This window comes from uncultured Aquimarina sp., assembly GCF_947495315.1.
Lineage (GTDB): Bacteria > Bacteroidota > Bacteroidia > Flavobacteriales > Flavobacteriaceae > Aquimarina.
Window position 1 is genome coordinate 36,959 of the sequence record NZ_CANLYD010000013.1, and the last position, 21,941, is coordinate 58,899.

At 31.5% G+C, this 21,941-nt stretch carries 20 protein-coding genes and 1 riboswitch; of the genes, 12 read left to right on the plus strand and 8 right to left on the minus strand.

The features are described from left to right. Positions 1-62 precede the first annotated feature (62 nt). Positions 63-938, plus strand: a complete 876-nt coding sequence (locus Q0910_RS20010) for an AraC family transcriptional regulator (protein WP_299220450.1) — start codon at positions 63-65, stop codon at positions 936-938. On the opposite strand, the gene Q0910_RS20015 is transcribed toward Q0910_RS20010, so the two are convergent. Continuing rightward, entirely contained in the window at positions 935-1,555 is a 621-nt protein-coding gene (locus Q0910_RS20015) for an L-threonylcarbamoyladenylate synthase (protein ID WP_299220453.1), read from the minus strand. The genes Q0910_RS20010 and Q0910_RS20015 overlap by 4 nt on opposite strands. Positions 1,556-1,758: 203 nt before the next feature. Between Q0910_RS20015 and Q0910_RS20020 the strand changes: the two genes are divergently transcribed. The 5 genes from Q0910_RS20020 to Q0910_RS20040 are packed head-to-tail and all read left to right on the plus strand — an operon-like array spanning position 1,759 to position 6,844. Further along, positions 1,759-3,117 carry a DEAD/DEAH box helicase gene (locus tag Q0910_RS20020; RefSeq protein WP_299220456.1) on the plus strand — a complete coding sequence of 453 codons (1,359 nt, stop codon included), beginning with the start codon at positions 1,759-1,761 and terminating at the stop codon, positions 3,115-3,117. Positions 3,118-3,150: 33 nt separating this feature from the next. Beyond that, positions 3,151-3,762, plus strand: a complete 612-nt coding sequence (locus tag Q0910_RS20025; RefSeq protein WP_298540806.1) for a hypothetical protein — start codon at positions 3,151-3,153, stop codon at positions 3,760-3,762. A 3-nt stretch (positions 3,763-3,765) separates the two neighbouring features. Beyond that, positions 3,766-4,317 (plus strand): metal-dependent hydrolase, encoded by a 552-nt coding sequence (locus tag Q0910_RS20030; RefSeq protein WP_299220459.1) that lies wholly within the window; start codon positions 3,766-3,768, stop codon positions 4,315-4,317. Then, a complete protein-coding gene (gene bla, locus Q0910_RS20035; RefSeq protein ID WP_299220462.1) occupies positions 4,280-5,065 on the plus strand; it encodes a subclass B1 metallo-beta-lactamase in 786 nt (261 codons plus the stop codon). Before Q0910_RS20030 ends, bla begins: the two co-directional genes overlap by 38 nt. 3 nt (positions 5,066-5,068) lie before the next feature. Beyond that, positions 5,069-6,844 (plus strand): ABC transporter ATP-binding protein, encoded by a 1,776-nt coding sequence (locus Q0910_RS20040; RefSeq protein ID WP_299220465.1) that lies wholly within the window; start codon positions 5,069-5,071, stop codon positions 6,842-6,844. A gap of 142 nt (positions 6,845-6,986) precedes the next feature. Here the strand turns inward: Q0910_RS20040 and metE are convergent, their stop codons facing one another. Beyond that, on the minus strand, positions 6,987-9,305 hold the full coding sequence (gene metE / locus Q0910_RS20045) for a 5-methyltetrahydropteroyltriglutamate--homocysteine S-methyltransferase (RefSeq protein WP_299220468.1): 2,319 nt from the start codon (positions 9,303-9,305) through the stop codon (positions 6,987-6,989). 170 nt (positions 9,306-9,475) lie between these two features. After that, positions 9,476-9,668: riboswitch (cobalamin riboswitch) on the minus strand. Positions 9,669-9,824: 156 nt separating this feature from the next. Between metE and Q0910_RS20050 the strand changes: the two genes are divergently transcribed. Further along, positions 9,825-10,067 (plus strand): CDGSH iron-sulfur domain-containing protein, encoded by a 243-nt coding sequence (locus Q0910_RS20050; protein ID WP_299220471.1) that lies wholly within the window; start codon positions 9,825-9,827, stop codon positions 10,065-10,067. A 173-nt stretch (positions 10,068-10,240) separates the two neighbouring features. Here the strand turns inward: Q0910_RS20050 and Q0910_RS20055 are convergent, their stop codons facing one another. Then, a complete protein-coding gene (locus tag Q0910_RS20055) occupies positions 10,241-11,563 on the minus strand; it encodes a serine hydrolase domain-containing protein (protein ID WP_299220474.1) in 1,323 nt (440 codons plus the stop codon). A gap of 240 nt (positions 11,564-11,803) precedes the next feature. Further along, positions 11,804-12,220 (minus strand): MotA/TolQ/ExbB proton channel family protein, encoded by a 417-nt coding sequence (locus Q0910_RS20060; RefSeq protein WP_299220476.1) that lies wholly within the window; start codon positions 12,218-12,220, stop codon positions 11,804-11,806. A 215-nt stretch (positions 12,221-12,435) separates the two neighbouring features. Between Q0910_RS20060 and Q0910_RS20065 the strand changes: the two genes are divergently transcribed. The 3 genes from Q0910_RS20065 to Q0910_RS20075 all read left to right on the plus strand — a co-directional run bounded on the left by Q0910_RS20065 (position 12,436) and on the right by Q0910_RS20075 (position 14,830). Next, positions 12,436-13,512, plus strand: a complete 1,077-nt coding sequence (locus tag Q0910_RS20065) for a histidine kinase (protein ID WP_299220479.1) — start codon at positions 12,436-12,438, stop codon at positions 13,510-13,512. Next, entirely contained in the window at positions 13,502-14,212 is a 711-nt protein-coding gene (locus Q0910_RS20070) for a LytTR family DNA-binding domain-containing protein (RefSeq protein ID WP_299220482.1), read from the plus strand. The genes Q0910_RS20065 and Q0910_RS20070 overlap by 11 nt, the downstream gene beginning before the upstream one ends. Before the next feature lie 135 nt (positions 14,213-14,347). After that, entirely contained in the window at positions 14,348-14,830 is a 483-nt protein-coding gene (locus Q0910_RS20075; RefSeq protein WP_299220484.1) for a hypothetical protein, read from the plus strand. A 70-nt stretch (positions 14,831-14,900) separates the two neighbouring features. On the opposite strand, the gene lpdA is transcribed toward Q0910_RS20075, so the two are convergent. After that, positions 14,901-16,307: a dihydrolipoyl dehydrogenase gene (gene lpdA, locus Q0910_RS20080; RefSeq protein ID WP_299220487.1), complete on the minus strand. Its 1,407-nt coding sequence runs from the start codon at positions 16,305-16,307 to the stop codon at positions 14,901-14,903. Between the two features lie 248 nt (positions 16,308-16,555). On the opposite strand from lpdA, the gene Q0910_RS20085 reads away from it, so the two are divergent. Continuing rightward, positions 16,556-18,121: a hypothetical protein gene (locus Q0910_RS20085; RefSeq protein ID WP_299220491.1), complete on the plus strand. Its 1,566-nt coding sequence runs from the start codon at positions 16,556-16,558 to the stop codon at positions 18,119-18,121. Between the two features lie 14 nt (positions 18,122-18,135). Then, a complete protein-coding gene (locus Q0910_RS20090; RefSeq protein WP_299220494.1) occupies positions 18,136-18,882 on the plus strand; it encodes a hypothetical protein in 747 nt (248 codons plus the stop codon). Between the two features lie 332 nt (positions 18,883-19,214). On the opposite strand, the gene Q0910_RS20095 is transcribed toward Q0910_RS20090, so the two are convergent. The 3 genes from Q0910_RS20095 to Q0910_RS20105 form a co-directional block, all read right to left on the minus strand. Next, entirely contained in the window at positions 19,215-20,132 is a 918-nt protein-coding gene (locus Q0910_RS20095; RefSeq protein WP_299220497.1) for a hypothetical protein, read from the minus strand. Positions 20,133-20,179: 47 nt separating this feature from the next. Then, on the minus strand, positions 20,180-21,061 hold the full coding sequence (locus Q0910_RS20100; protein ID WP_299220500.1) for a type II CAAX endopeptidase family protein: 882 nt from the start codon (positions 21,059-21,061) through the stop codon (positions 20,180-20,182). A 276-nt stretch (positions 21,062-21,337) separates the two neighbouring features. Beyond that, positions 21,338-21,934, minus strand: coding sequence for a hypothetical protein (locus Q0910_RS20105; RefSeq protein WP_299220503.1), 597 nt, complete (start codon positions 21,932-21,934; stop codon positions 21,338-21,340). Positions 21,935-21,941 lie beyond the last annotated feature (7 nt).

Below are 21,941 nucleotides of genomic sequence, written 5' to 3' on the forward strand. Positions count from 1 at the left end.
TTTTATTAACGTAGAAAATACGTTATATTTACAAAATAACCCTAAGGAGAAAATTCCCCAATATGAAAAAAAGTATAAAACCTTCTCTAGAAAAAATAGTTCCTGAATTTGGAAGTTCTTTTTATTATGAGAATTTCTCTAAAGAGAAAATGAACAAAGCTCCTATTTGGCACTACCATCCTGAAATTGAAATCGTATACGTTAATGGAGGAACAGGAAAGAGGCAAATCGGTAGTCATATGTCATATTATAGAAATGGAGCGTTAATGCTTATCGGTTCTAATTTACCTCATTGTGGCTTTACTGATAGCCTAACACAAAACAAAAGTGAAACAATTATACAAATGTTACCAGATTTTCTAGGTAACTCCTTTTTTAATGTTCCCGAAATGAGCGGAGTCAACCAATTATTGGAGCAAGCTAAAAAAGGTATTGTATTTCATGGAGATACTAAACGTAGAATTGGAGCTAGAATTGAAGCGCTGAGCATGTTGGATCCTTTTGACAGATTACTTGGTATTCTTAGAGTTTTTAAAGAAATGCAACAAACTAAGGATTATTCTATTCTGAATGCAGAGGGCTTTGTTATTGAGACTTCATTACAAGATAATAATCGTATCAATCTTATCTTCAATTTTGTTCAAGAGGAATTTACTCGTCAAATCCCTTTAGATGAAATTGCAGATAAAGTAAGTATGAGTGTACCTGGATTTTGTAGATATTTCAAAAAAAATACTGGAAAAACCTTTATTCAATTTGTAAATGAATATAGATTGGTACACGCCGCTAAGTTATTACACGAAAAACAAACCAGTATTACGGATATTTGCTATGAGAGTGGTTTTAGTAATTTTTCGCATTTTAATAAACTTTTCAAGCAATTTTCAGGAAAAACACCAAGTACCTACAGAAATGAATTAAAATATGTGGTTTCTTAGATAATATCGATTGCTCCTTTTCCTTCTCGTATAAGAACCGGTTCACCACTGGTAAGATCAATTACTGTAGAAGCCATATTATCTCCATAACCTCCATCAATTACAATATCCACAAGATTATCCCATTTTTCCAGTATTAATTCCGGATCTGTGGTATATTCAATAACCTCATCTTCATCATAAATTGATGTGGATACAATAGGATTTCCTAAATTCTCTACAATAGTCTTACAAATATTATTATCCGGAACACGAATCCCTACCGTTTTTTTCTTCTTAAAAACTGTGGGTAAATTATTACTACCAGGAAGTATAAAGGTATATGGACCAGGAAGTGTTCTTTTTAGTAATTTGAATGTGCTATTATCTATTTGCTTTACATAATCAGACAAATTGCTCAAATCGCTACAAATAAAAGAGAAATTAGCTTTTGCAAGTTTTACTCCTTTAATATGAGCAACGCGTTCCAAGGCCCGATTATTAGTAATATCACACCCCAAACCATATACAGTATCCGTAGGATAAATTACCAGTCCACCATTGCGCAGGCAATCAACTACCTTTTGTACTTCACGTGGATTTGGGTTTTCGTTATATATTTTTATAAGCTCCGCCATACTAGTTTTAAGTAGTATAAAGATACAGTTTTATACCATATTTTCATCCTAAAATACTTGTATTTATGTTTAGTAAAAAAGGTTTTGTGTATATTAATGACCGAACCATTTGGTTTATTTATAGATATAAATACTATATTATCTATGTTTTCGTATTTTTTGTAATCAAATAAATTACTTTCGCGTATAAAATACTTTTAAAAGTGACTTTTAGAGATCTAAACTTAAGTACACAACTTCTCAATGCTCTTGATGACTTGGGGTTCGAAATACCAACTCCAATCCAGGAACAAGCATTCTCCACGGTAATGTCCGGGAAAGATGTTGTAGGAATTGCACAAACTGGAACTGGTAAGACATATGCATATATGCTGCCTATATTACGAATGCTGAAATACTCTGTGCAACAAAACCCAAGAGTTTTAGTACTTGTTCCTACCAGAGAATTAGTAGTTCAGGTAGTAGATGAGATTGAAAAACTTTCTACCTATATTAATCTTCGCGTTACCGGTGTATATGGTGGAACCAATATCAATACCCAAAAACAAGCAGTTTCTGAAGGCCTGGATATTGTGGTTGCCACACCTGGTCGTCTTTATGATCTTGCAGTAAGTAGAGTGTTACAACTTAAATCAATTCAAAAAATAGTAATTGATGAAGTAGATGTAATGTTAGATCTTGGATTTAGACATCAGTTGATGAATATTTTTGATATACTTCCTCAACAACGGCAGAATATTATGTTCTCTGCTACTATGACTGATGAAGTAGATCAAATGATTACGGAGATTTTCAAAAACCCTAAAAGAATATCAGTAGCCAAAAGTGGTACACCTTTAGAAAACATTAAACAGTTTGGTTATAAGGTACCAAATTTCTATACAAAGGTAAATCTATTAGAGCATTTACTTTCTGATAAAGAAGTCTATCATAAAACACTCATATTTGTCGGCTATAAAAAAATCGCGGATCGCCTATTCGAGGCATTAGAAAACAAATACAAAGAAGAAATCTGCATCATACATTCTAATAAAACACAAAATTATAGATTAAGAAGTATTGAACAGTTTAGAAAAGGAGAAAATAGAATCCTAATAGCTACGGATGTAATGGCTAGAGGTTTGGACATAGAAAATGTGAGCCAGGTAATTAACCTAGACACACCAGAATATCCTGAGAATTATATGCACAGAATCGGTAGAACCGGTCGAGCAGAAAAAGAAGGAGTCTCTTTTGTTCTAACCACAGAACAAGAACAAGAATACTTAGAAGCCATAGAGGGTTTGATGGAAATGGAAATAGAAAAACTACCATTACCGGAAAACGTAGAAATTTCTGAACAACTCACTCCAGAAGAACAACCTAAGGTTAAAGAAATATACAACCCTCATAAACGTCCTAATGATGATGAAGCTGGTGCTGCGTTTCACGAAAAATCTGCAAAAAACAGTAAAGTTAACTTAGGAGGGAAATATCAGCGTGAGATAAAAAAGAAGTATAAAAAACCAAAGACCAAGGGTGATAAAACTTTTAATCTTAAGCATAAGAAAAAGAAAAAATAATTGATTTGATAAGAAAAATGTATACTGCTAATCATGGAGAACACAAAAAAACCAGCTTTTCTTAAGGGAAGTATCCAGGAATATATATACTTGTCTTATCTATACCTATTAATAGTAGGTACATTAAGTTATTCCATCTACTATTCTTTTTTAGGGATAAATATTATTAAATACTCAACAGTATTAGATATTTTATTAAGTCCTATAGTCATCTTGACAGAAAACATAAAAATTCCATTATTCATGGGTGGTTATTTATTGCTTGTAATCCTATTGATATGGTGGTTACAAAAACGAATAAAAAAGAAACTTAAAAAAGAAATCACCGAAGAAAAAGAGAGTAAATTAAAGAAACAACATGCATCTCTTCAGTACATTAAATTTTTAATACCAATTATGGGAACATTAGGTTTTTATATAGGATATGCTTTGGGAGGAGGCTACAAAACAAATAATAATATTCAAAATGGTGATTTTAAAGTCAATAAGTTAATCGAATTTACGGATGGAAATATGCAAAAAGTAAAGTTACTTGAATTAAATAGTCAATATGCTTTTTATGTACTAGAAAATGAAAGAAAAATATCTATTTCCCCCATTTCAGGAAACATTAAAACGATCCATAGTATAGAACAATCCAATTAATTCATGGCTTCAATATTTGGACATGCATTAACGGCTTATGCCTTAGGAAAAGGTTTTGCAAAAGAAATGATCACCTGGAAATTTTGGATATTAGGTATTATCTGTTCTATACTGCCAGATGCAGATGTGATTGGTTTTAAATTTGGAATAGCCTATGAAGATTTTTGGGGACATCGTGGGTTTTCGCATTCACTTGTGTTCGCTTTGCTACTAGGTGTTTTAGTTACATTTGTATTTTATAATAAAAAAATTATAAGCCGAGCTGGTTTAGCGCTTATCGTATATTTTGCAATCTGTACAGCATCACATGGAATATTAGACGCGATGACCTCTGGAGGATTAGGAATTGCTTTCTTCTCTCCTTTTAACGACACTAGATATTTCTTTCCCTGGAGGCCAATTCAAGTATCTCCGATTGGAGCCAGTAAATTCTTTAGTATTTGGGGCATTAAAGTATTGTTAAGTGAATTAATCTGGATCGGAATTCCAGCCGGTATTTATATCTTAGCAATTTGTTATGTCAAAAAGCGTAAAATTCTACCATCTTCTAAATAACAAACTAGCAACTAAATTATTTATAATTATAGGCTGCCTGTTGTGCTTTACGCAATGCAGAAAGACATTTAATTCGGAGAATATTCATATTTCTGAAGATCTTCAACTGATCAAGCTAAATAAACATAGCTATATTCACATTTCATATATTACATTAAAAAGTGGGGCTACATTTCCTTGTAATGGATTTGTATATCTAAATAATAAGGAAGCCTATATTTTTGACAGTCCAGCTACAGATAAAGCAACAACTGAATTGATCAGCTGGTTCCGAAATGAACAAAAAACAACCATAAAGGGTGTTATTTTTAATCATTTTCACGAGGATTGTACTAAAGGAATTGAAATTTTTAAAGAATATGGTATTCCAAGCATTGCCAGCAGCAATACTAAAAAGCTTATGATCCAGAAAGGAACTCCAGAACCGAATCAAACGTTTGATAACTATTTGGAATTAAAACTACAAGACAAAACTATTATCAACTCATTTTTTGGTGAAGCACACACTAAAGATAATATTGTATCTTATTTTCCTGAAGAGAATATATTATTCGGAGGATGTATGATCAAAAGTATAAATGCAAAAAAAGGAAATCTTGCTGATGCTACTATAAATGATTGGTCAAAAACGGTGACTAAAATTAAAGAAACATATCCAGATCTGGAAATTGTAATTCCCGGACATGGTACTTATGGCGATCAAAGCCTTTTAGATTATACTATTTCCCTTTTCAATACTGAAAACTAAACTATGCGAGAATTTCAAAATAACAATATACCAAAAGACAAAAAAAAATCTAAAGTAACCATTTTACAGGCCTTTAAAACGATAATTTGGCCAAGGCGTGGTTTGGTTTTTATAGGACTTATTTTAATTTTTTTTAATAGAGTTGCCGGTTTGGTTCTACCTTGGAAAAGTAAAACGTTATTAGATGATGTTGTCCCAAGTAAAGATATGGCACAGTTATATGAACTATTGATCATTGTTGGGGTTGCAATATTAATCCAAGCTACTACCTCATTTTTATTAACCAGAGTTTTAAGTGTGCAAGCGCAATTTTTGATTTCAGAATTACGTGCTCAAGTACAGAAAAAGGTACTTTCCTTACCTATCAGTTTTTTTGATAACACAAAGTCTGGAGCCTTAGTTTCTAGAATTATGAGTGATGTAGAAGGCGTGCGTAACTTAATCGGAACGGGATTAGTTCAACTGGTAGGAGGAATATTTACGGCTATAGTATCTGTATTTTTACTTATTGACATTAACGGATGGATGACCTTATTTGTATTAATTCCTATTACTTTATTTGGAATAGTAGCATTAAACGCATTTAAATACATTCGTCCGATTTTCAGAAAAAGAGGTGTTATCAATGCTGAAGTTAAAGGAAGATTAACAGAAACATTAGCAGGAGTTAGAGTTATTAAAGGTTTTGGTGCAGAAGAACAGGAAAGTAAAGTTTTTGAAGAAGGTGTTGATCGTTTATTTCAAAATGTAAAAAAGAGCTTAACAGCTACTGCTTTAATGACAAGCTCTTCTACGTTCTTATTAGCTGGTATTGCCTCTACTGGAATTATGGGAATTGGTGGGTATTATATGATGGAAGGAACTATGACTGCAGGTCAATTTTTATCATTTACAATGTATTTGGCATTTATGATTGCTCCAATCGTGCAAATGAGCAATATAGGAAGCCAATTAACTGAAGCTTTAGCCGGTCTGGATCGAACCGAAGAATTGATGAATATGGAACCTGAAGAAGATCCTGAGAATCGTACTGTACAATTAGAAAATATTAAAGGGGATATCATTTTTGATAATGTTTCGTTCTCTTATGAAGAAGGAAAAGAAGTGTTACATAATATTAGTTTTAGAGCATCTTCTGGAACAGTAACCGCTTTGGTAGGAAGTTCTGGTTCTGGTAAATCCACCATTGCTGGCTTATCCGCTACTTTCCTTAACCCTAAATCGGGTCTTATCACTATTGATAGTCATGATATATCAAAGGTAAATCTTAGCAGTTACCGACGTAATCTAGGAGTTGTATTACAAGATGAATTCTTGTTTGAAGGTACTATCCGAGAAAATATCTTATTCCCCAGACCTAATGCTTCGGAAGAGCGATTACAACAAGCTGTAAAAGCAGCTTATGTAAATGAATTCACAGATCGTTTTGATGATGGCTTAGATACCTTGATCGGAGAACGTGGTGTGAAACTATCAGGAGGACAAAGACAACGTATTGCGATTGCCCGTGCCATCCTTGCGGATCCTAAAATTATTATTCTGGATGAAGCAACCTCCAGTCTGGATACAGAAAGTGAATCATTAATTCAGAAAAGTCTGGGTGAATTAATGAAAGGTCGCACTACTTTTGTCATAGCACATAGATTAAGTACGATCAAAAAAGCAGATCAGATCTTAGTCATTGAATCCGGAAGTATTGCCGAAAGAGGAACTCATGAAGAACTGATCACCGCAGAAGGTAGATACTTTGATTTATATACCTATCAGGCTAGAATTTAAATTAATTAAATTCATACTCATCTAATAGATAATTTTACAAGCATCATAACTTGGATGTTTTCCGGTTAAAAAATAAGTAGAAGTAACCTTTTTTCGCTAAGATTACTTCTACTTAAACTAATGATACTCGGTGAGCTATAAACTAAACGGTTTGTATGACTTCTTTCCTTAATTTCTGAGCAGCTTCAACCATTGTTTTAAGAGCCTTTTCTGTTTCTTCCCATCCACGCGTTTTTAATCCACAATCTGGGTTAATCCATAATTGATCTATAGGAACATATTTTTGTGCTTTACGCATCAATTCTATGATTTCTTCTTTATGTGGTACTCTCGGCGCATGAATATCATAGACTCCTGGTCCTATTTCATTAGGATATTTAAAGTCTGCAAAGGCATCCAACAGTTCCATTTGCGATCTAGAACATTCAATTGTAATTACATCCGCATCTAAGTTTGCAATCTGATCAATGATACCATTAAATTCAGAATAACACATATGAGTATGTATCTGCGTTGTATTAGATACTATAGAAGAGCATATCTTAAATGCCTGAATTGCCCAATGAAAATAACCTTTATGATCTGCGTGTCTTAAAGGAAGTCCTTCTCTTAAAGCTGGTTCATCAATTTGAATAATTTTAATACCATTATCTTCTAAATCCTTTACTTCATCTCTTATTGCTAGTGCTATCTCATTACAAGTAATCGATTTATGCTGATCATCCCTCACAAATGACCATTGCAAAATAGTTACTGGCCCCGTAAGCATTCCTTTGACTGGTTTAGAGGTTAGCGATTGTGCAAATAAAGTCCAATCTAATGTCATTGGATTAGGTCTTTTTACACTACCATAGATTATAGGAGGTTTTACACAACGTGATCCATAACTCTGAACCCAACCAAACTTAGTAAAAGCAAAACCATCTAACTTTTCTCCAAAATATTCGACCATATCATTTCGTTCAAACTCTCCATGAACTAAAACATCTAATCCTATTTCTTCCTGCCAATGAATTGCTTCTATAATTTCTTTTCTTATATGCTCATTATATTGTTCTAAGGTTATATCTCCCTTTTTATACTGATATCTCCAGCTTCTTACCGTTTTTGTTTGTGGAAAAGATCCTATAGTAGTGGTTGGAAAAATAGGTAGTCCTAAATTTTCACGTTGTACTTCTTTCCGCAGTCTAAATGAATTTTCTCTTACGGCATCTTTCTTTATAATCGCTTCAACCTTTTCTTTTACTATTGGATCATGAATACGTTCTGAATTACTCCTACTAAAATGAGAAGCTACATTTTCTTCTAATTTCTCGAATATCTTATCCTCTTTTTTAGAAAGAGTAAGTTGTTTTAATGTAATTAACTCATCTAATTTTTGTTTAGCAAAAGATAACCAGTCTTTTACTTCTGAAGATAAATTTGTATTCTGCTCTTCTAGATCTAAGTCGCAAGGTGAATGAAGTAGTGAACAAGAAGGTGCTATCAAAATAGTATTCTTTTTTCTCTTCGCTATCGCTTTACTTATAAGCCCTAGTGATTTTTGATAATTGTTCTTCCATATATTTCTTCCATCAACAACTCCTAATGAAAGATGTATCCGTTCTGGAATATTTTCTAGTGCTGCGCCTAGTTGTTCCGGAGATCTAACTAAATCAATATGAATGGCATCAATGAGCAACTCATCAGCTATCAATTCTAAATTATCCTGAATACTTTCAAAATAAGTTGCTACCATTATTTTTAAATCGGGAAAGGTGCTCTTTAATTTAAGATATACTTGTTTATATACTTCTTTTTCCTTTTCTGAAAGATCTAATGCTAAAAAAGGTTCATCAAATTGTATCCAATCCACGCCAAGAGCAATTAGTTTCTTAACTAAATCTATATAAACAGGCATTAACTTATCAATTAATTCTATCCTATTAAAATTGTCTTCCTTTTCTTTCCCTAATAACAAATATGACACAGGACCAATGAATACCGGTTTTGTTTGTATTTTTAATTCTTTTGCTTCATAAAACTCATCAATCACTTTCGTAGAAAACAGTTTAAACTCTTGATCTTTATAAAACTCAGGAACAATATAATGGTAATTGGTATCAAACCATTTCGTCATTTCCATAGCAGTAATATCGTATCCATCTTTTTGATATCCTCTGGCCATTGCGAAATATAAATCCAAATAACTGAGATCATCAGCTAACAAGTTTTCATATCTTCTCGGGATTGCTCCAACCATAAGCGACATGTCTAAAACTTGATCATAAAATGAAAAATCATTGGACGGGATTAAATCTATCCCGGCATTTTTTTGTAGTAACCAGTTTTCCTTTCTGATGTTTTTTCCTACTTGTAGTAGATTCTTGCGAGTAGTTTTTCCAGACCAATACTGCTCTGAAACTTTTTTCAACTCTCTTTTGCTACCAATACGCGGATAGCCTAGATTGTGTGTAAGCATAATTTTAAAACTTTAAAAAATTAATATTAATTTTTAAAGCTCTTTTATAAATTAGTGTGCTAATAGAAATGAAGAAAAATTAAAATGACGCATATAGTAGTATCACTAAAATAGTTAAATAACTTTTTTAGTGTGCATCAAACTTAACCAAAGCTTCAATTCGCGAAAGCATAGTCAATTCAATAATAGGCAGGTCTCCTGACTTATAACATTTTTATCCTCCTTCCCATTTCAAAATAATAAAACAGTGGATATATATTGATAAAAACTATATGGTTACTTACAGTTGCGCGACAGTTCGTGATTCTCACACGATTCCCTATTAATTCACAATTAAGCAAAACCTATATTGGTTGATATAAAATTTTATGTAAAGAACTTTATTTCCTATAAAAGTACTTCAAATAATCTAATGACTACTGTAAAACCAAGTGAAAAGAAAATTATTTAAACATTCTTAATTTAAAATCAATCTTAACTCAGGATTTAATATTTTTAGAAGTATAAAAATATAAATCTATGAAAGAAAACAATATAAGAGGTGGTGAAGCTCCAATTCCTTGTCAATTAGAAGCTGATAAGAATTACGCATGGTGTAGTTGTGGTCATAGTGCCGATCAACCATTCTGTAATGGTAACCATAAAAAAGAAAAAGCAACGAATCCTATTATTTTTAGTGTCGACGAAGCTAAAGAAGCTTATTTATGTACTTGTAAGCAAACTAACAATCCTCCCTATTGTGATGGTTCTCATAAAAATTAATAAAGAAGCTGTCCGAAAAGCACAATATTTACAATACTGTCACATTGAGCGGAGTCGAAATGTACTAAAAATCAAAGGTAGTTATTTCTCGACTCTAGCTTGTCCTGAGCAAAGTCGAAGGGCTCGAAATGACAGAGAAATCTGCTTTTTAGACAGTCTCTTTATTCTAGATCTTATTTTTTAATAAACGTTGCTTTATTCCCATTTAACTCTAAAATCATTTTGTTTTCAGTAGGATGAAAATTTAACGTTGCTCCTGCTCTATCAGATTTAAACCCATCTTTTGTATATCCAACTAACGGGAATGTAGGACCATCTTTTGCGTCAGCAATTAGTACTGTATCTTCTTTTGTAATTGTAATCTGAAAAGGAAATGACTCGCTCGTGTAAACTCCTAAATAAGCATCTAATGCTTCAGTTTTTAATTCTATCGGTCCATCAAACTTTGGAAGTTTATACTCTTTATCATAGTAACTCTTTAACACATTAACTATACAATTATTTGGAGACATTACAACTCCGTTTCCTATATATGAAATAGTAATTTTATCCTCTGGGACATACAATGTAAGTGATTGGAATCCATCTATACCTCCATTATGGCCATATGCCTGTTTATTAAAAAAGGTTTCACCTCCTAATCCAATTCCCATTCCTGTAGAAATGTCCATCATTTTTTCTAAAGAAGCTTTAGACACCAATTTTCCAGAAAACAAACTGTTATAGAAACTATTTAATTCTGTCGGAGTAGAAACTATCGCTCCTGCTCCAATAGGAACACTCATATCCGTTTGATTTTCTATTAGTTTCCATTTCGAGTTCTCCATAACATAGGATAATGCTTCGTTATCTTTTGTATTTATTTTATTACCATACTCTGTTCTTTTTAAACCTAAAGGCTTTATAACTCTTGATTCTAGGATTTCTGCATATGTTTTACCTTCAATTTCTTCCGCTATATAAGAAAGTAATAAATAGTTCGTATTAGAATATGCTGTTTTTTCATCAGGTTGAAAATCAACTTCTCTTTCTACTATTCTACTCATCATTTGTTTTCGAGTATTCGGAACCAACATCCATTTCATAAAATCCTCATCTTCTGTAAGATTAAACAAACCACTACGATGACGCAGCATATGTTCTATTGTGATCTTATTAGCATTAGATACTTCTGGAAAGTAATCACCTAAAAAAGTTCCTAAGCTTAATTTCTTTTCATCTACTAACTGCATAATCATAGTCGCAGTAAAAGTTTTGGTAATAGAACCTATTCTATACTTAGTCTTTTCATTTGCCTTAATGGTATTTTCTAGATCTAGATAGCCGATAGAATTTTTATAAACTTCTTTACCTTCTTTATAAATAGAAATACTGCCCATTCCTTGATTATTGAAATCTAGTAGACTAAAGAAGTTATCTAATGTCGTTTTGTTAAATGTTTGCGCCGTAATACTATAGCATATTAAAAAAGCTATACACGTTATATTTTTTATCATGTTCTTGATTTTTATGCAATCAAACTAAAGCATAGCTTGCAGTCCGAGATGTGAATACACCTATGGAATTTCTATTGTCCATTATTAGGATAAGAAAGAAACTATACCGATTGATTGATTATTACTAATGAATGACCTTGCTTTTCTATGGTCTTTTAAAAAAATAGTTGTTATATGAAATAACTTATTTCTTTATACTAATACATGTATAAATACATTGTTAGTATTAGCATCTGTAGATTATTCGGTTTCTTTACCGATCCAGGTAAACACAATTGATGCTATTCTGGAAAGAATAAATACGCAAAAACCAAAAATTGGTGGTAATGCTGAAACTTTTAAACCACCAGCAAACATAGGTGTAGAAATATCCCCTACTGCCTCAACTTGATCAAACATACCCACAATACCAATAAGCTGACCCAACATTCCCCAAACCAAGGTTAACAGACCTATGGAATTCAATAATTTGATATTCTTTCCTAATACAGAAGTATCTTTTTTTAGAGCTAATACACTTCGCACGATTAAAAACAAAACCAATAAAAGCATCATTAAAATTGGAAACATAAAAAACATTCCTCCTTCTTCTAATCTTTGGAAAAACTGTATAAAAAGAAATGGATTTTGTGATTGAATAATAGTTAGTGACATCATAGTGTATATTTTTTTGAATTAAACATACTCAAAACTAGTATCTAAAGTTCTCTAAATATTTATTTTTCGATCATCGACCGAATTGAAGGATTTTTTAACCGAATCCATACGGTTTACGGAAATAATTGCGCAATATTGCTAAAAAGAGTTCTAATTCCGTTATTCGTCCAAAAATAAGGTTTGAAAAACAAAAATTGCAGATATTGTGCCTCAATATGATTTCAAGAGATTTTATACTTAAAAAAATCGCAACCTTATTACTACATACTATCTTTTGGATAGCGGTATTATTCGGTTATACCTATTTTTTTGGTTACAATACCGAGAACATCGATTACGTTTTTTCTTTTTCGCTCTTTTTAATGCCCGTAACCATCGGTACTACCTATACGGTTACAGATATTCTGATTCCCCAATACTTAATCAAAGAAAAATATCTTCTATTCATACTATACTGTGTGTATACGATTATTGTTTCTGCATTCTTTATTGTTATTTCATTTTTTTATGGGTTGATATTTTTATCCTCACTTAAATATGAAGGGATGGCTCCAATGACTCGTAGTCCCTTCTTCTTATTTGTAGCAGTTTATTTTGTTGTTTTTATTGCTAGCGCTTTGAGTCTAGCGCAACATAATTACAAATCTACTTCTGATAACCAAGAACTTAAAAACAGAATTTTAGAAGCCCAATTAAAGCTCAAAGAACAGGAGTTGAATTACCTAAAGATGCAAATACATCCACACTTTTTATTTAATACTTTAAACACTTTATATGGTTTTGCTTTAAAGAAATCTGAAGATACTCCAGAAATGATATTGAAACTGTCTAATCTATTAGATTACCTTTTATATCAATCAGATAAGCCATTAGTCTCTTTACAAGAAGAAATAAATCATATTGAAGACTATGTGGCTTTAGAAAAAATGCGTTTTAGTGATATACTAGACATCTCTTTAGATTTTGAAAATATAAAAGGTACAACTCAGGTAGCTCCCATGCTACTAATTCCTTTTGTAGAAAATAGTTTTAAACACGGGCAAATTATCAATCAAAAATTATCGATACACATGTCCCTAAAATGTATCGATAATGAAATTCATTTTTCTATAAAAAACTCTGTTCACACCTTTACAGAAAAAAATAAAGACGGAATTGGGTTAAGTAATATCAAAAAACGATTGTCATTAGTTTATAAAGATGATTACGAACTTAAAATTTCGAAAGATCAGAATTGGTATGCTGTGGAATTAATCTTAAAAAACCTAAAAACACCTACTAATGAATTCTAAGATATCATGCATCATAGTAGATGATGAACCTACGGCAAGAGATATTATTTCGGATCATTTAGCAAAAATCGATCGTATCGAAGTTATTGCTACCTGCAATAATGCTTTGGAGGCTTTTAACCGCATTAACTCACAAAAAGTAGATCTTATATTTCTGGATATCAATATGCCAGAAATATCCGGAATTTCTTTTGCTAAGTCCATTAATAAAGAGATCAAAATCATATTCACTACTGCATACAGAGAATACGCCATTGATGGGTTTGACCTGCACGCAGTAGATTATTTATTAAAACCTATTTCTTTTGAAAGACTTCTGAACGCGGTCAACAATTACTTCGAAATACATCATAAAGTCTTACCTGTAAAAGCTGAAGAAATAAAGCCAAACGATTTTATATTCGTCAGATCCGATCGAAGAATGAAAAAGGTAGATTTTTCGGAAATAATTTATGTAGAAAGTTATAATGATTATCTCAAAATTCATTGTGATAATTCTACTATTGTAACCCGAGAAACTATAAGTAATATAGAAGCTAAGTTACCTGTACAGCAATTTATGAGAACACATCGTTCTTTTATAATTTCTATTAAAAAAATAGATTCTTTTTCTAATGAAGAACTGGTACTTAATAATAAATCAATTCCCATAAGCAGAAATTACAAGACTGAAGTTTTAAATAGATTGGAAAATATGTAATTCCCAAAACACTTCTATTAACTAAACATCCTTTAAATTTTTATCCTAATTAAAAACAATAATAAACTTATAAGGGTTATTTATTTTCCTGTAACATATCATAAAGCGTCCCAGTCTTTAGGGAAACTTAAATACATGAAAAAAATAATTTTACTTTTATTAACTGCGATTGTCTTTTGTTCTTCTTGTAATAATAATGATGATGATGATGATAAAGCTATAATTAAAGAGTATACCTTGCAAGAGACAAATGATTCTGGAATTAGTGGTTCTGTTTTTTTTGTAAAATCTTCATCTTCATTCTCAGATGATATATTCTCAATTAAAGTGTATCTTAATGGTGCTGAGTTAGAAACATCTTACACAGCCAACATCTATAATAATTCACTATCAAATGGTGGTGATATTGCATTCCCTCTTGATGATTTTTATAATTTAGAAAACTCTAATTTAATGGTAAGTTCAACTTTTTACCATTCATTAAATCAAATAATTATTGAAGATGAAATTTTAGATTATCAGGAATTAATTGCGTCCGATGGTCACATCAAAATTTTTAATAGTGATGATCCCTCTATAGTAATTGCTGAAGGAAATGTCGGTAGTAACGCACAATAAGATAATAACTAGAAAAAACAAAAAAAGCGAGCATATAGCTCGCTTTTTTTATAACTAATTGTTTGTATAATTACACATGTAATGCTCTATTATCAGTAGCAGCTAAAGCCGCTTCTTTAATAGCCTCCGTAAAGGTAGGATGTGCATGAGACATTCTACTAATATCTTCTGCAGAAGCTCTAAACTCCATTGCTGTAACCGCCTCAGCGATTAAATCCGCACAACGAGCACCAATCATATGTACTCCTAAAACCTCATCAGTTTTCTCATCCGCTAATATCTTTACAAAACCATCTAAATCCGCACTCGCTCTAGATCTACCTAATGCTCTAAATGGAAACTGTCCTGATTTATATTTAACACCAGCTTCTTTCAATTCTTCTTCAGTTTTACCAACAGCGGCAACTTCTGGCCAGGTATATACTACACCAGGAATCAAATTATAATCAATATGTGGTTTCTGCCCTGCCAAAATTTCTGCAACAAAAGTTCCTTCTTCTTCAGCTTTATGAGCTAACATTGCTCCTTTTACCACATCTCCAATTGCGTATATATTACTGGCAGAAGTTTGTAAATGATCATTTACTTCTACCTGTCCTCTATCAGTAAGCTTTACTCCTGCTGCTTCAGTATTTAAGCCATCAGTATACGGACGACGCCCTACAGAAACCAAACAGTAATCTCCTTTAAATTCTACAGGGTTTCCTTTTTTATCATTAGCTGTAACGGTTACTTCTTTAGCAGTAGCTTTTACTCCAGTTACTTTATGAGAGGTATAAAACTTAACACCTTGTTTTTTCATCACCTTTTGTAGTTCTCTGGATAAAGCTTTATCCATTCCTGGAATAATTCTATCCATATACTCTACTACGGAAACCTCAGCCCCCAGACGACGATATACTTGTCCTAATTCTAATCCGATTACACCGCCACCTATAATAACCATATGTTTAGGTATTTCTTTCAGCTTTAATGCTTCTGTAGAAGTAATGACTCTTTTCTTATCTATAGTGATAAAAGGCAATGAAGAAGGTTTAGATCCTGTAGCGATAATGATATTATTTGCTTCAATAGTTTCTACAGAATTATCTGATTTGGTAATATTCACATGTGTTGCATCTTTAAAAGAACCAACACCTTCATATCGCTCTATCTTATTCTTTTGCATTAAGAAATCAACACCACCAGTCGTCTGGTCCACCACAGCTTGCTTACGAGCAATCATTTTTTCAAGATTGATCTTTACATCTCCCGGAATCTCAATTCCGTGATCCGCAAAATGCTTTACAGCATGCTCATAATGGTGAGAAGAATCTAATAATGCTTTACTAGGAATACATCCTACGTTAAGACAAGTTCCTCCAAGTGTAGAATATTTTTCGATTATTGCAGTTTTCATACCTAGTTGTGCGCAACGGATAGCTGCAACATATCCACCAGGTCCTGAGCCAATTACGGCTACATCATATGTACTCATAAGAGATTATTATGTTGGCGTATTAAAATATAAACGTTTAAATAGTTCTTATTCTGAAAATAAGATTAACAAATGTACAAATGTTTTACTTCTTACAGAAGGGATGATCTTGTCAAATTTTTATTAAAAAAGCAATATTAGTACTGATTAAAAAGTTATACATTTAGTCCGTTAATACACTTTTAAAAAGTATGTCCTTATTTTGATGAAGTTATTAATCATATTTTAATAAACATAGAAACTAAATAATGCGTTATTTATCTACTCTTCTCTTACTTGCCATTATCATTTTATGGAGTTCTTGTCGTAAAGATTTTGAAGCTGATCCTAGCACCGGTAATTTACAATTTTCTTCAGATACTTTATTTCTAGATACTATTTTTACCAATATTGGTTCCAGTACCTATAGTTTTAAAGTTTATAACCGAACAAGCAATGATCTTAATATTTCTTCAATAGCTTTAGAAAGAGGTGAAAACTCTAATTATCGTCTTAATGTAGATGGAATTCCAGGTAAATCGTTTGAAAATATTCAGGTACTTGCTAAAGACAGTATTTTCGTTTTTGTAGAAACCACTACTGATATTGCACAGCAAACCGGTGATCTGGAATTTTTATACACGGATCGTGTGCTTTTCGACCCTAATGGAAGTCAACAGGACGTGGATTTAGTTACCTTGGTTAAAGATGCTGTATTTCTATTTCCATCCAGAGATGATGAGGGTATGGTAGAAACACTCCTTCTCGGAGTGGATGACAATATGGAAGAAATACGAGTTGAAGGATTTTTTCTAGAAGGTGATGAATTGAATTTTACCAACGAGAAGCCTTATGTCATTTATGGCTTCGCAGCCATTCCATCTGGCGAGACATTAACTATCGATGCTGGGGCCAGAATTCATTTTCATGATGGATCCGGAATAATTGCGGCTAATAACGCTACTTTATTGGTTAACGGAGAAATCAGTACTGATCCTGAGGTAATGGAAAACGAAGTGATTTTCGAAAGTGATCGATTAGAGCCTGGTTTTAGTGATATTCCCGGTCAATGGGGATTGATTTGGCTTACTGCTGGTAGTACAGGTCATGTAATCAATAATGCAACCATAAAAAATGCCACTGTAGGTATATTAATGGACTCTAATGACGGAGGAACAGATCCTACGCTTACCATTAGTAATACACAAATTTATAATACTTCTGCTTATGGTATATTAGCGAGAACTGCTAACATTTTGGGCGAAAATGTGGTGATAAACAATGCAGGAATATCGTCTTTATACGCTTCTTTTGGAGGAACCTACAATTTTAATCATTCCACATTTGCTAACTATTGGAATTCTAGTTTTAGAGAAACTCCTTCCGTTGCCATTGATAACCTTTTTGTAGTTAGAGATGAGGGTGGTAATATTACAGAGATTCTTGTTACAGACCTTTTAGAAGCTAACTTTACAAATTGTATTATCTATGGAAATGAGAATCTGGAATTAGGAATCAGTAGAGCAGAAGGAACTGTTTTTAATTACAACTTCCAGAATAGTTTGATTCGTTTTAATGACTTCAATGGACAGTTTTTGGATAATGAATTATATGATTTTACAAATACTGGCTTATACGAAAATGTTATTTTTAACGAGGATCCTGATTTTAAAGCTCCTTTTGACAATATGCTAAATATTGGAGAAGATTCTGCCGCAAACGGACAAGCTACTACTCCAACTTCTGGAAATGATATTTTAGGAATACCTCGTAATACTGGTGCTCCAGATATCGGAGCGTATGAAAGTGTTACTTTTGAAATGGATGGGAATTAATTTTAGTATACTCTATGATTGAAAAAAAACTCGTTAGTTTAAGAAAAACAGTTAGAAACAATCAAAAGCAAGTTACTAGTCAATTAATTAAGAATCATAATTCTAAAATTTGTATCATTTGTGGTACTCAAAATCATTTATCAAAAGAGCATGTTGTGCCGCGATGGGCATTTGAAAAAGATCCTAATAGACGTTTTGTTACTGAGGAAAATGGAATATCTCAGGAGTATAATAAAACTACAGTTCCAGCATGTAAAAATTGTAACTCCAATATTTTAGGCTCTCTTGAACGTTATTTAGAGATTAAGTTTACGCAAATTGATCTTAATAATGATATTTTTAATGATAATGATATTGAGAAAATAATACTGTGGTTAGAACTGATAGACTATAAATTTCATGTCTTAAATCTTAGAAGAAAATTTATAAAGTCTAAAAATGGAAATCGGATAAAATATCTAGAAAATATACCTTTGACTATAATACAAAATATAGAAATATCGTCTAGTAAAGTTTTTTCGAAATTAAGAAAAACTTTAAAAAAGTTAAGTGTTAAATCAAAAGCAAATAAGATAAATTCATTAGTTATCTTTAAAACAAAAAATACCAATTTCTATTTCTTCCACAAAATGGACGAATTTATTTATATTGAATTACCAAAATACGAAATAGCACTTTTTTACTTTCTTAATGAAGAATACGAGAATAACAAAGATGCTTATTCTGAAGCTATGAAAATCATTAAAAATGTCTACTCTTAAGTATTAAAATAATCTCTTATAAGAACTATCACTTCTAAAAACAAAGAGTAATATATTCTGGAAGTAATTCTATTCTGATTACGTCATTCCTTTTCTTTATTGACGAATGTAATTATGACTTTAATTGGTTAATAGAACCATTCGTTTCGATACTTTTTATTATATATGCCCTGACTATTTTTTTTAGGCCAATTACTACTATTTCAAATAGTTACAAAAAAAAATCGATCTAAACAAGATGCTTCTATAGTGTACTAATTGTTACTATTATTAGACTAATGTTTACAATTAGTGTTTTGTATGGTGGCTTTTTGAAAATGATGTGAATGCTATTAGAATATCACTTTTGTATTTGGTAATTGTGCCTGAATTCGCTGTTTTTCCTTTTCAGAGAAATTATTATTGCTTAGTTCTAATACCTTGAGGGATGTAAAACCTTTTAAATTCTTGGGTAGCTTTCCTAAATCATTATTTCTTAATAATAAAACCTTTAAGCCTGGTAAAGACTCTAATTCTAAAACTAATTTAGTTATTAAAAGATTTGGATTGTTATCTAACATCAGACCTTCGAGATTTTCTAATGACTTCAAATTTTTCGGAATTATCTTAAAATCATTATCAGATAATGCTAAAATCTTAAGCGATTTAATTCCTGCTAAAACATCAAATGCCTGTTTCAAGTCTAGTCTAGGGTTATTTTTAAGATGAAGTTCTTTGAGTTTATTCAACTTTACAAGGTTATCAGGAATTTTCACAAGATGGTTATCACTTAAATATAGAAAATCTAGGTTTGTAACTTTTGATAGGGTTTGAAAAGCTTTTGAAAAATCAAGTTCAGGGTTTCCTGCTAAATCAATTTCTCTAAGATTTGGTAAACCCATCAATACTTCGGGTAATTCTTCAAACTTATTTTCTCTTAAATTAATTACTGATAATTCATTCAATTGGATAAATTGTTTCGATAAAAAAGTAAGGTTATTACCTTTTACGTTAAGCAACCTTAAATTTGATAGCTTTGTAATTACATCAGGAATCTCTTCTAAATTACAATCCGTTAAGTAAAGTGATTTTATGTTTGATAGTTTTTCTATTTCTCTAGAAAAACTATCAAATTCTTCACAATCAAGATCAAGTGATGTTACTTTATCAGGAGTTTTCAGTGCTTCATAAACTGATGAATACATTTTGTTTTGAGTATACGCTGAATACTGAAAAATTAAAAACAATACGATTAATAAAAACTTTCTCATTGATTTATTTTAAAATCACAAAATGATATATCACTTAAGTATCCTAACTATGATTCAATATTAATAGTAACATGATCATTTGTTTTGTATTTATTAGATATTAAAATATAGGATAAAAGGCCTATAATGCTCCATATCCCTAGAATTATAAAATTAGCTTCGAATTTGTGTTCACCAAAATCCATTTCGAATAAAAGTGTCATAACAGAATTGAGCCCTCCATGCGCAAAAACAGCAGGCCATACGCTCTTTGAATTTAATGTTAACCATCCCATAAAAAAAGATATAAAAACGGTTATTACAGGAAATAATAAGAATGCTCCCCAAATGGGATATTCTGGATAATTAAATCCATTAATAATTAGTGGAAAATGCCAAAAGCCCCAAACTAATCCAAGAAACACTAAGGATTTTAATAGACTATTTTTTTCTAGTAGCTTCTTCTGAAGAAAGCCCCTCCATCCTATTTCTTCTCCTATTGCTAATAAACTATGAATGAGAGAAAAGCCTATTCCAGTTACTACAAAATTCAAAATAAAAAACGGAAAACTTTGTGCTTCACTACCAAAAACTAAGGATATATCAATATCATCAATTTTATTGTCAGTTAAGGTATATTCATAGTTCGTTCCCCAACCAATTTTCTCGAAAAACAATATACCTAATATCGTTATTATAGCTGGTAATACTAGGCTACACAGAATATATATCGGTTTACCAATTCTCCAATTGATATATTTTAGTCCTTCTTTTTTCTTTATCAAATAAATTATTGCTCCGATACCAGGAAAGAACATGGAAAGACCAACAAATATTGGAAACAAAATGGACTCTTCTCCTCCGCCTAAAATAGCTATTATCTGGAAAATATAGGTTAGTATAAATAACACTATGATATAAACCCAAACACTTTTTTCTAATTTTATCATTTATCTAAGTTTGTTTTCTTCTTGTATCAATTTTCATTCCCTTTTTTAACACCGATTGAGTATCTGGTTAACTCCAAGAAAATAAACAAAATTATGCCTACTAGTTTTATATAATTGAAAATGTATTCAGATTTCAGATTCTAAATCAGAGGTCGGAATATGAATCATTACTCGGTTTTGACTATTTCCTATACCAGAGATAAGAAAAGGTATCAATACAACAATGCTGATTTTAAATTTCATCTTTTAATGTTACCCAACAAAAATGTAATGTTACTATTTAATTTTTCTACTAGGTTCTAATTGATAAATAGAATTTATTTCTACCGCATCAAAAACAATATTGCTACCATTAGATTTTATCTTTTCCACAACTATATCATTTTGATTGGCTAAATCAGATGACGCTTGTAATGGATTATTAAACAGCATTACATCAGTAAGGCTTTCTAGGTTATATAAAGGCCATAGATTATCAACCTCATTATTTTCCAAAATCACCCATCTAAGATTGTTTTTTTTCGAAAGTGGTACAATAGAATGAATTTTATTTCCATTAAGATTAAGGTTTTCTAACTTAGTAAGATTCGTTAAAGGAGTTAAATCACTTCTCTTATTATTATCTAATCGCAAATAAGTAAGGTTCTTAGCATGTTCAAGTCCTTTTAAATTAGAAATTCCACGATTCACCAGCACCAACCTGGTTAATGATTCCATAGCAGTTTTAGTAATCTCACCGGTAGGCTTATCAAAATGATTTCTAATAGCATTTTCTAAATAAAAATCTGGAATGGTAACCTTTTCATTTTGGGCAATCCCCTGAATTACAAATAAAAACAATCCTATTTTGAGATAATGCTTTAGGTTTTTCACACATATA